Origin of the sequence: Streptomyces sp. NBC_00554, assembly GCF_041431135.1 — a bacterium.
GTDB lineage: Bacteria > Actinomycetota > Actinomycetes > Streptomycetales > Streptomycetaceae > Streptomyces.
On sequence record NZ_CP107799.1, the window covers coordinates 9,663,426 to 9,677,253 of the forward strand.

Below are 13,828 nucleotides of genomic sequence, written 5' to 3' on the forward strand. Positions count from 1 at the left end.
CCGGGTCATGTTTCGGCCAACGAGTGAGATAGTGTCGACACCGTTGGATTGCCTGTGCGTATGGACCAGACCAGCGAGCGCGGGCCGGACAGGGAGATTCGCCGCATGACCGATCAGGACACGCACCCCGTACTCGGGCTTCTCCTGCGGCTTCGGGACCGGCGTGAACCGCTCGTCGCGCAGATCGCCGAATGGGTCGGTGCCGGGATCATCGAGGGGCGCCTCGAACCCGGTCAGGACCTCAACAGCGTGGATCTGTCACGGCGGTTCGACACGAGCCGCACTCCCGTGCGCGAGGCGCTGATGCTCCTGGAGCAGGAAGGCCTCGTCGAGATGAAGGCGCGCCGTCGACCCCGGGTCGCAGCGCCGTCCTTGCAGGACATCCGGGACATCTACCAGGTCCGGCGCCAACTCCTGTCCATGCTCGCCGGGCTGCTGGTCGACCGGGCCACCGACGAGGAACTGGCCGGGCTGCGCAGCCGCGTCGAGCGGATGCGGACACTGGCGGACGACGGTGACGTGGACGCGTACTTCTGGAGCCATGTGCAGCTCCAGGAGCGGATGACCGAGATCGTCGGCAATGCCACGCTGAAACAGATCCTGGACTCGCTGGCGCTGCGCACCCTGATGCTGCGGCATCTGAGCCTGACCCGCGCCGGCCGCCTCGCCTACAGCATCGACGACCAGGAACGGCTGCTGCAGGCCTGCGAGGAGCGCGACGGGGAGCTGGCCTCGGCCCTGATCGCGGGGGCGACGGTCCGCGCGCTGCGGGCGGTGGAGGAGCAGTTGGAACAGGATGCCGCCCGGACCCGCAAGCCCACGCGCAGACGCCGGGCTGCGTCCTGACGTACAGGCGTCTCGGGATGGTCACTTGGCGAGCACTCCGCCGTCCACGGGGAAGTTGCCGCCCGTGACCCAGGCCGATTCGTCGGACGCCAGATAGACCGCACACCAGGCGATGTCCTCGGGCCTGCCGACCCGGCCCAGCGGAATTCGGGCGAGGAGCGCCTCTTGTGCCGCGCCCTCGTGGGCCCCGGCGGACTCGGTCGCGGGAGTGCGCACCATGCCGGGCGAGATGGTGTTCGCCCGGATGCTCAGCGGGCCGCCCTCCACGGCGAGCTGGCGGGTCAGTCCGAGGACGGCTGACTTCCCGGCGCAGTGTGCGACCATGCCGAAGTTCCCGCTGCCCCGGAAGGCGTTCACCGAGGCGAAGTTGACGATCGAGCCGCCGCCGGACGCCTCCAGGTGCGGCCAGGCGGCCTGCACCGGCAGGAAGGCCACGTCGACCTCACCCCGCAGGGTCGGCGTCCACTGGGTTTCGAAGTCCATGCCGGAGGCGGGAGCCATGTGCGGGGCGATGGCGCCCGCGGTCACCAGGACGTCGACGCGCCCGTGCCGGACGTACGCCTCATCCGCGAACCGCCTGGCGTCGGCGGGCTCGGCCATGTCGAGCGGTGCGAGCACCGCGACATCCAGCCCACTGTCGTGGGCCAGTTTCCGGGTGTGCTCGGCCGCGACGGGATCGATGTCGCAGCCGACGACGGTCGCGCCCTGCTCGGCGAAGAGCAGCGCGCACCCCTGACCGATCCCGGCGCCCGCGCCGGTGACGAGAGCGACCTTGCCGTGGAGCCTGCCGGTCACGTTTGACCTCCTTGTCCGAGGGCGTCGTACGAGGCCGGGAAGTGCCCCACCACCTTCCTAGTGTCGACACAAGAGCCCGGTCAAGAGTTCTGACGTCATTCATCGGCTCAACTGTCGACAGTCTGCTGAGGATGACCGGAAAAGGAATGGCGCGAGGGCGCACACATCGAAATGACAGTCAAGTGACACCTGGGTCATAGAGGACGCTCCTACGTTCCCGCGTCCATGGCGAACAACTCACCTGCGGAGCCGCAGGACCAAGAGATGCACCATGCCTCCGACACCGTGCACCGCCGTCGTGTCATCGCCGTGGGCGGAGCGGTCGCGGCCGTCGCCGGGCTCGGCCTCGCGGCGACGGCGTCCGCGACCCCCGAGAGCCGGGCCGCCGCGGCGGCCCGGCCGACCCGTTCGGCCTCGGCGACAGCGACCGCCGCCGCGTCCAGCAGTGTCTGCTCGCTGACCGCCGAGGTCACCGAAGGGCCGTACGCGCTGGAAGGCGCCCTGGTGCGCACCGACATCACCGAGGGCAAGTCGGGCGTTCCGGTGGAGTACACCTTCACCGTCGTCGACGAGGCCAACAGCTGCGCCCCGTTGGAGGGCGCGCTGGTCGAGATCTGGCACGCCGACACGCTGGGCGAGTACTCCGGATTCGTCGGACGCAACGGCCACTCGGAGGACGACGACGGCACCTTCCTGCGCGGCGGGCAGATCACCGACTCCAACGGCCAGGCCTCGATCACCTCGATATGGCCCGGTCACTACATCTCCCGCGCCGTCCACGTCCACCTGCGGGTCCACACCGACGTCACGCTCACCGACGACTCGTACACCGGCGGCGAGATCATCCACACCGGCCAGCTCTTCTTCGACGCCACCATCAACACCCAGGTCCAGCAGCTGTCGCCGTACTCCTCCAACACCACCAAGGAGACCTCGCTCGACGACGACACCGTCTACGACGGCGGCGGCGCCTCGTCCGGTCTGCTGACCCTCACCGCCCTGGGCAGCTCCGTCTCCGACGGCTACGCCGCGACGCTCACCATCGGAGTCAGCGCGGACTGAGTCCCTCCGCCCCATCCCTCCGATGTCCGACAGCCGGCCGCGCGGCACCCCCCCGCCGCGCGGTCGGCCCCACTCCCTCTTCTTCCCTCTCCCCGAAGGTCACCTCATGACCGGTACACCTATGCGTCAACCCCGTTTCAGCAGAAGGAAGTTGCTCGCACTCGGCGGCGCGGGCGCGGCGGGGCTGCTCGGTACCGCACTTGTGCTGCGCGCCTCGGCGAGTTCGTCTTCGGAGGCCTCGGCGATCACGACCGCCGCCGGGCAGACGCTCGTCGAAGTCCCCGCCGACCCGTCCTTCGTCTTCGCCGCCGACCTGTCCAACAACCACGGCGCGGGCGAGGCCTCCGCCGTCGACTCCCCGTACTGGCTCGGCGCGTACGAGGTCTCCAACGCCCAGTACAAGTCGTTCCTCGACGACTCATCGCGCTCGGCACCGTCGTACTGGGACGGTGCCGACTACCCGTCCGGGAAGGGTGAACACCCCGTCCTGCACGTCTCGTTGGAGGACGCGGAGGCCTACTGCGACTGGCTCACCGGCCAGGCGGACGGCTGGACCTTCCGGATACCCACCGAGGCCGAGTGGGAGAACGCCGCGCGCGGCCCCGAGGCGTACACCTACCCGTGGGGCAACGCCGCCGGGACGACCTACACCTCCGGAACGCTCACCAGCAACTACAACTACAACGCCGTGTGCGCGGCCTACTACCTGGCCAACCACGGCTCCACCGAGGCGACGTACAACAACGAGAACTCCACCCGGTACGGCGAGAGCGAGCCCATCTCCGACATCATCGCCGTCACCTCGACCGGCGGGGTGACCGGGTGGATCGACCACTCCACCTGGACCGGGTTCGTCTACACCGACGTCTTCGACGAGCTGACCGCGAGCGGCGGCAACACCTCGTCCGTCGGCGCGTATCCCGACGGAGTCAGCTCCTACGGCGCCTACGACATGGCCGGCAACTGCTTCGAGTGGACCTCCAGCATCATCACGGCCACCAACGGCGCCGAGGCCGGGCAGGAGGTCAACGCCGTACGCGGCGGCTCCTGGTACGCGACCGGCAGAAGCTGCACCACGAGCTACCGCGGCGAGGGCCGCGACGGCAGCGGGGGATATCCCACGGTCGGCATCCGCGTCGCGGCCGACCAGTCGTAGTCGTACGAGCCGTCCATCCGTAGTCATCCGCAAGCCCAAGGAGCCGCATGAACCGCAAGAAGCACGCTCGTACGTACCGTGTCGCCGTGGTGGGTGCCACCGGGCTCGCCCTGACCTGCTTGGGCGCCGGGGGACCGGCCTCCGCCACCAGTGGCGACTGCGACGGAAGCCTTTCCTACAGTCGGCTCGACACGTCCGCGACGGCCTCGACCAACACCCGTCACCTCGTCTTCGCGGACGTCGACGGGGACGGTACGACGGACATCGTGGCCGCCAACCTCGACGCCGACTCGGTGACGGTCCTGCCCGGAGAGGGCGACGGGACGTTCTCCACCGGCAGCACATACGCCGTCGGCACCCATCCTTACCAGACGGTCGTCGCCGACTTCGACGGCGACGGGCACCCCGACCTCGCCACAGCCGACTTCGGAGGCGCACAGGTCAGCATCCTGCTGAACAACGGGGACGGCAGCTTCGGAGCGGCTACGGCTCTGGAGGTGGGCGAGGCGCCGCGTGCCCTGGCTGCGGGTGACCTGGACGGCGACGGCAATGCGGACCTGGTCGTCGCCGAACAGGGCCCGAACGCCGTACGCGTCCTGCTCGGCAACGGCGACGGCACCTTCGACGACCAGGGCGACACCGCGACGGGCAGTCAGCCGCACGGAATCGTGGTCGCCGACTTCGACGGCGACGGAGCGGCGGACGTGGCCACGGCCAGTGTCGGCAGCGACGGGGTGAGTGTCCTGCTCGGCGAGGGCACGGGCGGTCTCGGATCCGCCACCGGGTATGCCACCGCCTCCCGGCTGTACTCCCTGGCCCACGGCGACTTCGACGGCGACGGCACGACCGATCTTGCCACCGTCAGCAACGGCTCCAACACCCTGGACGTCCTGCTCGGTGAGGGAGACGGGACCTTCGAGACGGCTGCCGAGTACACGACACCGAGCCTGCCCGTCGCCGTCGGCACCGCCGACCTGGACGGAGACGGCATCACGGACGTCCTCGTCTCGTCCCTCAAGGGCAACTCCGTCACCCTCTTCCAGGGCTCGGAGACCGGCGAACTCACCCAGCTCGCCGAGCTCTCCGCGACCGGCGCCTATGACGCGGCGGCTGCCGACCTCGACGGTGACGGTGTACGCGACATCGCGGTGGCCAACAGCAGTGCGGGCCAGGTCGACGTCTTCAAGGGCGCCTGCTCCTGAGCGCTCCCGCACCGCGGGACCGCGGTGGGCCCGGCCCGTCAGGGACGGCTGGTCAGATATCCGCCCATGGAGGTGAAGTACTCCGTCGCGGACAGCTCCCGGCCGTCCTCGGTCCGTACGCGTGTGATGGCCAGGCCGTGGTTGCGGCCGGTGCGCGCGTCGGCTCCGGCGACGATCACGACGCCGTCTCCCTCGCGGTAGAAGATACGGCCGGGCGTACCGCCGTAGCGGGCCTGGGACACCACGGCGGCGAGGACCTCGAGTCGCTTGCCCTTGTGGAAGGTGAAGGCGCTGGGGTACGGCTCGGACTGGGCGCGGACCAGGCGCTCCAGGTCCTGGGCCGGCCAGGTCCAGTCGATGCGGATGTCCTCGGCGGCCCGCTTGTGGAAGAAGCTCGCCTGGGAGCGGTCCTGCTTGGTGAACTCCGTCTGGCCGGCGGCGATGAGTGCCAGTGCGCCGACGGTGACCGGGGCGATGAGGTCGACGGTCTTGTGGAAGAGGTCGGTGGTGGTGTCCGTCGGTCCGACCGGTACCGCCTCCTGCCGGACGATGTCGCCGGCGTCGAGTTCGTCGTTCATCATGTGCGCGGTGACGCCCACTTCGGACTCGCCGTTGATCAGGGCCCAGATCAGCGGGGAGAAGCCGGCGTACTTCGGCAGCAGCGAGTCGTGCACGTTGAGTGTGCCCCGGCGCGGCAGGTCGAAGATGCGCGGGGGAATCCACGTACGCCAGTTGTTGGCCACGATGATGTCCGGGTCGGCCTCCTTGAGGCGCTCGAACAGCTCGTCGTCGTCAGGGCGGTTGCGGATCAGCACCGGGACGCCGTGCTCCTCGGCGAGGTCGGCCACCGAGTCGCTCCAGATCTTCTCGTACGCGTGCTCGCTCTTGGGGTGCGTCACGACAAGCACCACGTCGTGTTCGGAGTCCAGGAGAGCTTGCAGGGTGCGGTGCCCCCAGGTCTGGTAACCGAACATGACGACCCGCATGGGGTTCCTCCTCGAAGCAGGGGGCTGACCAGCGGTCAGTAAAGCAAGGCTTACCTTAGTTTACAACGGCTGTACATAGCGCCCCAGTTGGCGGGCCTTGATGTCCGTCCGGCACTCGACGTGCCCTATCGACACCTTCACAGGATTAGCTTAGGCTCACCTAAGTTGTAGGTGAGCCGCTCTGTCGGCGTGCCCGCATTTCGCACTTTCCCCCACGCCTGGCAGGCGACTGCCCCGCACAATGGGAGTGACATGTCGCAGGTTCTACCTGGTGGCGCACCACTGGTCCATGACCTCATCGGCATCGGCTTCGGCCCGTCCAACGTGGCCATGGCGATCGCACTCAGCGAGCACAACGCACGCGCCGGCAGGCAGGAGGCGATCACCGCTCAATTCTTCGAGCAGCAGCCGCGCTTCGGCTGGCACCGCGGCATGCTGATCGACGACGCGACCATGCAGGTGTCCTTTCTCAAGGATCTGGTGACGCTCCGGAACCCGGCCAGCGAGTTCAGCTTCCTCTGCTACCTGAAGAGCAAGGGACGGCTGATCGACTTCATCAACCACAAGAGCCTCTTCCCGCTGCGGGTGGAGTTCCACGACTACTTCGAGTGGGCCGCGGCCAAGGTCGACGACATGGTCTCCTACGGTCATGAGGTCGTCGGGGTCACGCCTTTCGTCCGTGACGGAGTCGTGGAGTACCTGGACGTGACGGTCCGGTCGGCGGAGGGGCTCGCGGTCCACCGGGCCCGCAACCTCGTCTTCGGCACCGGGCTGCGTCCCCTCATGCCGGAGGGCGTGGAGCGCGGCGACCGCGTCTGGCACAGCTCCGAACTCCTGGCGAAGGTCGACGGGTTGGAGGGCAGTTCGCCCGACCGGTTCGTCGTCGTGGGCGCCGGGCAGAGCGCCGCCGAGAACGTCGCCTACCTGCACCGCCGCTTCCCCCGGGCCGAGGTCTGCGCGGTCTTCTCCCGCTACGGCTACAGCCCCGCCGACGACAGCAGCTTCGCCAACCGGATCTTCGACCCCGGGGCGGTCGACGAATACTTCGCCGCGCCCGAGGACGTCAAGCGCCGGCTGATGGACTACCACGGCAGCACCAACTACTCCGTGGTGGACATCGACTTGATCGACGACCTGTACCGGCAGATGTACCAGGAGAAGGTGCTCGGCACCGAGCGGCTGCGCTTCCTCAACGTGTCCCGGCTGGCCGACGTCAAGGAGAGGCCGGACATGGTCCGTGCCACCGTGAAGTCCCTCGTCACCGGCGAGGAGACTCTCCTGGACGCGGACATCGTGGTCTTCGCCACCGGCTACAGCCAGGCAGACTCCCTCGGCCTTCTTGGCGAGGTCGCGGACCGCTGCCTCCGCGACGACGAGGGCCGCGTCCGCGTCGAACGTGACTACCGCATCACGACGGATCCCGACCTGCGCTGCGGCATCTACCTGCAGGGCGGCACGGAGCACACGCACGGCATCACGTCGTCTCTGCTGTCCAACACCGCCATCAGGGTCGGCGAGATCCTGGACTCGCTCCTCGACCGGGGCCTCAAGCCCGCATCCGACGAGGCCCGGATGGTCGCCGACGGAACCGGCAGCACCGCCGGCTAGGCCGCTCACCGGTTCACCCCCCACACCGCCGCGCTCCGCCCGGTGCACCGCACCGGGCGGGCGCGGCAGCCCTGTGCAACCCCGTGAAACCAAAGGGATAACGTACGTCGACATGGGCATGACTGCAGTTGAGCGCCTCGCGCCCAGGGGCACAACAGAGGCCCGTCGTAGGCGGGTTGTGGGTTTGGGCATGCTTGTGGCGATCCTCGTGACCGCGGGGGCGGTGTCGTTGGCTGTCGGTGCGCGCGCGTTGAGCCCCGGCGAGGTGTGGCACGGGTTGTTCGCGGGACCGCAGGACTCGGACCAGCGGCTCACCGAGATCAGGCTCATCGTGCAGACCGTGCGGGTGCCCCGGACGGTGCTCGCGATCGTGGCGGGCATCGCGCTGGGGGTCGGCGGGGCGCTGATCCAGGGATACACCCGCAACCCGATCGCGGACACGGGCTTGCTGGGGGTGAACGCGGGCGCCTCGTTCGCCGTGGTTTCCGTGATCGCCGTGTTCGGGTTCTCCAACCCGTTCCAGTACGTCTGGTTCGCCTTCCTTGGGGCGGCGGTCGCCGGTGTCGTCGTGTTCGGTCTCGCGAGCATCGGCCGAGGGGCCGGCAACCCGTTGACGCTCGCCCTTGCCGGGCAGGGGATCGCGGTGTTCCTCGCGGCGATGACCACGGCGGTCGCGCTGTCGGACCAGGCGTCGCTGAACGCGCTGCGGTTCTGGAACGCGGGATCCGTGGCCGGCGTCGGATTCGACGTCATCTGGCCGGTGACCGCGTTCATCGCCGCCGGGTTGCTGCTGGCGCTGACCACGCTGCCCGCCATCAACCTGCTCAACCTGGGGGACGACGTGGCACGGGGACTGGGCGTGAACCTCGCGCTGAGCCGGACCATCGGCATCGTCGCCATCACCCTGCTGGCGGGCGCGACGACGGCGGCGTGCGGCCCCATCGCGTTTCTCGGGCTCATGGTGGCCCACGTGGCCCGCTATCTGACCGGGCCGGACTATCGCTGGCTGGTGCCGTACGCGGGTCTGCTCGGCGCCATAATCCTGCTGGTCTGCGACATCGTGGGGCGCCTGGTGGTACGGCCGGGTGAGTTGGACGCGGGTGTCGTCGTCGCTCTCCTCGGTGCCCCGTTCTTCGCGGTACTGGTGTGGCGCGGAAAGTTCAAGAACGCATGAACGGGACGGACTTGAAGCCATCGGTGGCGCCGGGCGTGCGGCTCGGCCACGTGTCGTTCGTGTGGCGGCCCTGGATCGTGTTCGTCACGCTGCTGCTGGCGGCGGCGACCTTCCTGATGTTCTGCGTGTCCATCGGCGTCGGGGACTTCCCCATCGCCCTGCCCCAGGTCATCTCCACGATCCTGGGCCAGGGCGAGCGGGTCGACGAGTTCGTGATCATGGATCTGCGGATGCCGCGTGCCCTGGCCGGGCTCATCGTGGGGATCGCGCTGGGGGTGTCCGGGGCGATCACGCAGTCCATCGCGCGCAATGCGCTGGCCAGTCCGGACATTCTGGGGGTCACCGGGGGAGCCAGCGCGGTCGCGGTGTTCCTGGTGACGGTGTCGGGCGGGACCGCAGCGGCGATCGTCAACTCCGTGGGCCTGTCCGCCGCGGCGCTGGCCGGCGGTCTCGGCACGGGTCTGCTGGTGTACTTCCTGGCGTGGCGGCGCGGGATCGACGGCTTCCGGCTCATCCTCATCGGCATCTCGGTGAGCGCCGTGATGGAGGCGATCACGACCTGGCTGCTCGTCACGGCCGACATCAGGGACGTGGCCCGGGCCCAGGCGTGGCTGGTCGGCTCACTGGACGGCCGGTCGTGGGACGAGGTCCGGGTGGCGTTCTGGTGCACCCTCGTCCTCTTGGTCGTCGTGTCCTGCGTCGCGTTCCAGTTCAAGCCGATGCACTTCGGCGACGAGGTCGCCGCGGGCCTGGGCGTCCGGTACACGATGGTGCGGGCGGTCCTGCTGCTGTGCGCGGTACTGCTCGCCGGTGTGGCGGTGGGCGCCGCGGGCCCGGTGCCGTTCGTCGCGCTGGTGGCGCCGCAGGTGGCGATGCGTCTGGCGCGGTGCCCCACACCGCCGATGGTGGCCTCCGGACTGGTGGGAGCGCTGCTGCTGATCGGTGCGGACCTGGTCGCGCGCACAGCCCTGCCCATCACTCTCCCTGTCGGCGTGGTGACCGCGGCGATCGGCGGTCCCTTCCTCGTCTATCTGTTGGTGCGGGCGAACCTCAGATAGCTGTTGGCTGCTAAAAAGGTTAGGCACACCTAAATACGAGGGGGCCCTGTGGTCGCTCAGAACGTCACCGAGATCGAGTCCGTGGCCCAAGGCGTCTCACGGCTGGCAGCCAGGGGGGTCACGGTCGGGTACGGCGGCCGGATGGTCATCGACGATCTCGATGTGGCGATCCCGCCCGGGGTGATCACCACGATCATCGGCCCCAACGGCTGTGGGAAATCAACCCTGTTGCGGACCCTGTCGCGGCTGCTCAAGCCGGCCAAGGGGACGGTGGTCCTGGACGGCGACGACATCGTCAAGCTCAAGACCAGGGACGTGGCGAAGAAGCTCGGCCTGTTGCCGCAGGCGCCGGTCGCGCCGGAGGGGCTGACGGTGTCCGACCTGGTCGCCAGGGGGCGCCATCCGCACCAGAGTTGGCTGCGGCAGTGGTCCTCTGACGACGCGGCCGTCGTGGAGCGCGCGCTGGCCATGACCGGGGTGTCCGATCTGGCCGACCGCCCGGTCGACTCGCTGTCGGGCGGGCAGCGCCAGCGCGTCTGGATCTCGATGACCCTGGCTCAGGGAACCGACCTGCTCCTGCTCGACGAGCCGACCACCTACCTGGACCTGGCGCACGCGATCGACGTGCTCGACCTGGTGGACGACCTGCACGAGTCGGGGTGCACCGTGGTCATGGTGCTGCACGACCTCAATCTGGCCACGCGCTACAGCGACAACCTCATCGTGATGAGGGAGGGGTCGATCCTGGCGCAGGGGCATCCGCGTGACGTGATCACCGCCGAGCTGCTGCACGAGGCTTTCGGGCTGCGGGCCAAGGTGATTGACGATCCGGTGGGCGACCGGCCGCTCGTCGTGCCGATCGGCCGCGCGCACGTCCAGCTCGATCAGTCGGGGCACAGATAAAACACAAGTTCAGGCGCAAGTAAGGCTAGGCTAGCCTCACTTGGGGCGATAAGGTTTGCCTGCCCTCAGGAAAGGGCGCAGTGGACGGCGCGAGAGCAAGGGATTTCCGGATGCAGCTCCATCGAACAAAGCTGATGAAGTCCTCGCGGCGGCTGGCGGCGGTACTGTCCGCCGTGGCCCTCGGTGTCGGTCTCCTCGCGGGATGCGGTTCGGACTCCGCGGACGAGACGAGTGACAAGCCCTCGTCCACCACCGCGGCCGGCGTCTTCCCGGTCACGGTGGAGCACGCGTTCGGATCCACGAAGGTCACCAAGGCTCCCGAGCGGGTCGTCACCGTCGGCTACACGGACGACCAGACCGTCCTGGCCTTCGGCATCAAGCCGGTCGGCATGGTGGACCAGTACCCCAACCCCGCGGGCCAGAGCCCCGACATCAACACCCAGTGGCCCTGGGTGAAGGACCAGTGGGGCGACACCAAGCCCGAGGTCATCATGAGCAACGGTGACTCCGGCCCCAACTACGAGAAGATCGCCGCCCTGCGGCCGGACCTGATCATCGCGGTCTACTCCGAGGTCGACCAGGCCGCCTACGACAAGCTCTCCCAGATCGCCCCGACGGTGGGCCGCACCAAGACCGAGAAGGAGCTGTTCAGCGCGCCCTGGCAGGACAACGCGCTGCACATCGCCAAGGCACTCGGCAAGGCTGAGGAGGGCGAGAAGATGGTGCAGGGCATCCAGGACCAGCTCGACGCCGCCAAGGCGGCGCACCCCGAGTTCGCGAGCCAGACCGCCGTGGGGCTGTCCTGGTACGAGGACTCGGTGGCGCCGTTCACCTCCACCGACGTCCGCGGACGGCTGCTGACGGGGATCGGCTTCAAGTACCAGACCGAGATCGACAAGATCGCGGACGGCAGCTTCTACACCAAGCTCTCTCCCGAGCGCGTCGACCTGGTGGACGTCGACCGCATCTTCGTCATCAACGACAAGGCGGACACGGACGCGCTGAAGAAGTTCAAGCTGTTCACCAACCTGGACGCCGTCAAGAACGGCAAGGTGTCGTACCTGCTCGACAGTGAGGGCCCGGCGATCGGCGCGGCCATCTCCCAGGGCACCCTGCTGTCCATGCCGTACGCGATCGACGAGCTCGTCAAGTCGGCGGCCGGCTAAAGATGTTGATCGACGCGACCTGTGCCCGGCCTGCCATGGCCCGGGTGTGAGCGGCACGGACACGGGCGTCGCCCCGGCGGTCCTGCGTACGGCTTCCGGACGCGAGGCGTCCCGGTGGGTCGCGGCGCACTGCCGTGAGGTGCCGGGGCTGACGGCGGCCACCGTGTTCACCACGGTGGCCGGCGCGGCGCTCCAGGTACTCCCGGTGCTGCTGCTCGGCCGGGTGGTCGACGGAGTGGTCGAGGGCGAACCGCGCTCGGTCCTGGTCACGGTCGGGGCGTTGATGGTGGCCGCCGCGCTGCTCGGCGCGGCAGCCACCGCGGTGTCGACCTACCTGATCGGACGGTTGGGCGCGGATCTGCTCGCGCGGCTCCGGGAAGGCGCCGTCCGGGCGGTACTGGGTATGCCGAGCGCACGGATCGAACAGGTCGGCCGGGGAGACGTGCTGTCCCGGGTCGGTGACGACGTGGCCGTGCTGTCCAGGGGCATCCGAACGGCCATCCCCACGGTGTTCTCGGCGGGAGTCCTGGTCTTCATCGCCACGGTCGGCATGTTCGGCCTCGACTGGCGGCTCGGCCTGGCGGGCGCCGGTGCGCTGCCCGCGTACGGGCTGGCCCTGCGTTGGTATCTCCCCAGGTCCGCCCCGCTCTACCGGAAGCAGCGGGTGGCCCAGGCCGACCGTGCGCAGGCGCTGATCAGCGGTCTGAACGGGATAGACACCGTCCGTGCGTACCGTCTCGAGGACGCCTTCCGCGAGAAGGTCACCCGTGAGTCGTGGCGGGTGCGCGATCTCGGCATCGAGGTGTTCCGGTTCTTCGGCCGGTTCGTCGGCAGGGAGAACCGCGCCGAGTTCATCGGCCTGGTCCTGATCCTCGTGGTGGGGTACGCCCTGCTGGAGGCCGACGCCGCCACCCTGGGCGAGGTGTCGGCGGCCCCGCTGATGTTCCACCGGCTGTTCACCCCGCTCGGGGCCATCATGTTCACCTTCGACGAGGCGCAGAAGTCGGGCGCGAGCCTGACCAGGCTGGTCGGAGTGCTGGGGGAGGACGCGGAGGACCGGCTGGTGGGCGACTCGGCCGTCGCGTCGGCGGACGCCGTGTCGTACCCGGTGACGGTGGAGGGGCTGACGTTCCGTTATCCCGACACCGAGGAGCCGGTCCTGTGGGACGTCGACCTGACGATCCCGGCCGGCGGATCGCTCGCGCTGGTGGGCGCGACGGGCGCGGGCAAGTCGACCCTGGCCGCGCTGATCGCCGGCATCGGAACCCCACAGGCCGGGTCGGTACGCGTCGGGTCGACCGACCTCGCCGGCCTGGACGAGGCCGGAGCCCGGGCCCTGGTGAGCATCCTGACGCAGGAGACGCATGTGTTCGCCGGGCCGCTCGCCGACGACCTGCGGCTGGCCGCGCCGGAGGCGACCGACGCGGAGCTGATGGAGGCGTTGCGCACCGTCGGCGCCGACGGGTGGGTCGATGCGCTGCCCGACGGGCTGAGCACCATGGTCGGCGAGGGCGGCGAGCGATTGGACGTCACCAAGGTCGCCCAGATCGCCCTGGCCCGGCTGGCGTTGGGCCGGTCGCCGGTGGTGGTGCTCGACGAGTCGACCGCGGAGGCGGGCAGTGAGGGCGCCGCCGAACTGGAGCGGGCCGTGCGGGCCGCGTGCTCGGGCCGGACCACGTTGTTCGTGGCGCACCGGCTGACCCAGGCGATGGCGGCGGACCGGATCGCCGTGCTCGACGCGGGACGCGTGGTGGAGCAGGGAACCCACGAGGAGTTGGTGGCTCTGGGCGGCCGGTACGCGCGGCTGTGGCGGGCCTGGCGAGAGGGCAGTTAGGCAAACCTAACTTAGGTTAGGCTAACTTTCAGTCTGTG

Annotated in this window: 12 protein-coding genes; 10 read left to right on the forward strand and 2 right to left on the reverse strand. The window is 69.2% G+C overall.

The features are described from left to right. The first annotated feature begins 105 nt into the window (after positions 1-105). Positions 106-846 (forward strand): GntR family transcriptional regulator, encoded by a 741-nt coding sequence (locus OG266_RS42930; RefSeq protein WP_266470128.1) that lies wholly within the window; start codon positions 106-108, stop codon positions 844-846. Between the two features lie 21 nt (positions 847-867). Here the strand turns inward: OG266_RS42930 and OG266_RS42935 are convergent, their stop codons facing one another. After that, entirely contained in the window at positions 868-1,641 is a 774-nt protein-coding gene (locus tag OG266_RS42935) for an SDR family NAD(P)-dependent oxidoreductase (RefSeq protein ID WP_371552268.1), read from the reverse strand. 225 nt (positions 1,642-1,866) lie between these two features. Between OG266_RS42935 and OG266_RS42940 the strand changes: the two genes are divergently transcribed. The 3 genes from OG266_RS42940 (at position 1,867) to OG266_RS42950 (ending at position 5,061) form a co-directional block, all read left to right on the forward strand. After that, complete coding sequence (locus tag OG266_RS42940; protein WP_371552269.1) at positions 1,867-2,703, forward strand: intradiol ring-cleavage dioxygenase; 837 nt, start codon at positions 1,867-1,869, stop codon at positions 2,701-2,703. Positions 2,704-2,809: 106 nt separating this feature from the next. Then, entirely contained in the window at positions 2,810-3,859 is a 1,050-nt protein-coding gene (locus OG266_RS42945; protein WP_371552270.1) for a formylglycine-generating enzyme family protein, read from the forward strand. Positions 3,860-3,906: 47 nt separating this feature from the next. Beyond that, on the forward strand, positions 3,907-5,061 hold the full coding sequence (locus OG266_RS42950) for an FG-GAP repeat domain-containing protein (RefSeq protein ID WP_371552271.1): 1,155 nt from the start codon (positions 3,907-3,909) through the stop codon (positions 5,059-5,061). 38 nt (positions 5,062-5,099) lie between these two features. On the opposite strand, the gene OG266_RS42955 is transcribed toward OG266_RS42950, so the two are convergent. Further along, positions 5,100-6,047 (reverse strand): methionyl-tRNA formyltransferase, encoded by a 948-nt coding sequence (locus OG266_RS42955; RefSeq protein ID WP_266470138.1) that lies wholly within the window; start codon positions 6,045-6,047, stop codon positions 5,100-5,102. 252 nt (positions 6,048-6,299) lie between these two features. Between OG266_RS42955 and OG266_RS42960 the strand changes: the two genes are divergently transcribed. From OG266_RS42960 to OG266_RS42985, 6 genes are all read left to right on the forward strand, one after another. Further along, entirely contained in the window at positions 6,300-7,655 is a 1,356-nt protein-coding gene (locus tag OG266_RS42960; RefSeq protein WP_266470140.1) for a lysine N(6)-hydroxylase/L-ornithine N(5)-oxygenase family protein, read from the forward strand. Between the two features lie 112 nt (positions 7,656-7,767). Then, on the forward strand, positions 7,768-8,829 hold the full coding sequence (locus OG266_RS42965) for a FecCD family ABC transporter permease (protein ID WP_371552272.1): 1,062 nt from the start codon (positions 7,768-7,770) through the stop codon (positions 8,827-8,829). Next, on the forward strand, positions 8,826-9,887 hold the full coding sequence (locus OG266_RS42970; RefSeq protein WP_371552273.1) for a FecCD family ABC transporter permease: 1,062 nt from the start codon (positions 8,826-8,828) through the stop codon (positions 9,885-9,887). The genes OG266_RS42965 and OG266_RS42970 overlap by 4 nt, the downstream gene beginning before the upstream one ends. A gap of 48 nt (positions 9,888-9,935) precedes the next feature. Further along, a complete protein-coding gene (locus OG266_RS42975; protein WP_266470146.1) occupies positions 9,936-10,790 on the forward strand; it encodes an ABC transporter ATP-binding protein in 855 nt (284 codons plus the stop codon). A 110-nt stretch (positions 10,791-10,900) separates the two neighbouring features. Further along, entirely contained in the window at positions 10,901-11,956 is a 1,056-nt protein-coding gene (locus tag OG266_RS42980) for an iron-siderophore ABC transporter substrate-binding protein (protein ID WP_371552274.1), read from the forward strand. Between the two features lie 46 nt (positions 11,957-12,002). Next, the gene (locus OG266_RS42985; protein ID WP_371552275.1) at positions 12,003-13,790 is read left to right on the forward strand and encodes an ABC transporter ATP-binding protein; all 1,788 of its coding nucleotides are present in this window, start codon (positions 12,003-12,005) and stop codon (positions 13,788-13,790) included. Positions 13,791-13,828: the final 38 nt, after the last annotated feature.

What these genes read in the sequence shown, in the direction of transcription:
- OG266_RS42960 (WP_266470140.1), top strand. Translation starts at nt 6,300, where the DNA reads ATGTCGCAGGTTCTACCTGGTGGCGCACCACTGGTCCATGACCTCATC.
- OG266_RS42940 (WP_371552269.1), top strand. Translation starts at nt 1,867, where the DNA reads ATGGCGAACAACTCACCTGCGGAGCCGCAGGACCAAGAGATGCACCAT.
- OG266_RS42970 (WP_371552273.1), top strand. Translation starts at nt 8,826, where the DNA reads ATGAACGGGACGGACTTGAAGCCATCGGTGGCGCCGGGCGTGCGGCTC.
- OG266_RS42930 (WP_266470128.1), top strand. Translation starts at nt 106, where the DNA reads ATGACCGATCAGGACACGCACCCCGTACTCGGGCTTCTCCTGCGGCTT.
- OG266_RS42950 (WP_371552271.1), top strand. Translation starts at nt 3,907, where the DNA reads ATGAACCGCAAGAAGCACGCTCGTACGTACCGTGTCGCCGTGGTGGGT.
- OG266_RS42955 (WP_266470138.1), bottom strand. Translation starts at nt 6,047, where the DNA reads ATGCGGGTCGTCATGTTCGGTTACCAGACCTGGGGGCACCGCACCCTG.
- OG266_RS42965 (WP_371552272.1), top strand. Translation starts at nt 7,768, where the DNA reads ATGGGCATGACTGCAGTTGAGCGCCTCGCGCCCAGGGGCACAACAGAG.
- OG266_RS42945 (WP_371552270.1), top strand. Translation starts at nt 2,810, where the DNA reads ATGACCGGTACACCTATGCGTCAACCCCGTTTCAGCAGAAGGAAGTTG.
- OG266_RS42980 (WP_371552274.1), top strand. Translation starts at nt 10,901, where the DNA reads ATGCAGCTCCATCGAACAAAGCTGATGAAGTCCTCGCGGCGGCTGGCG.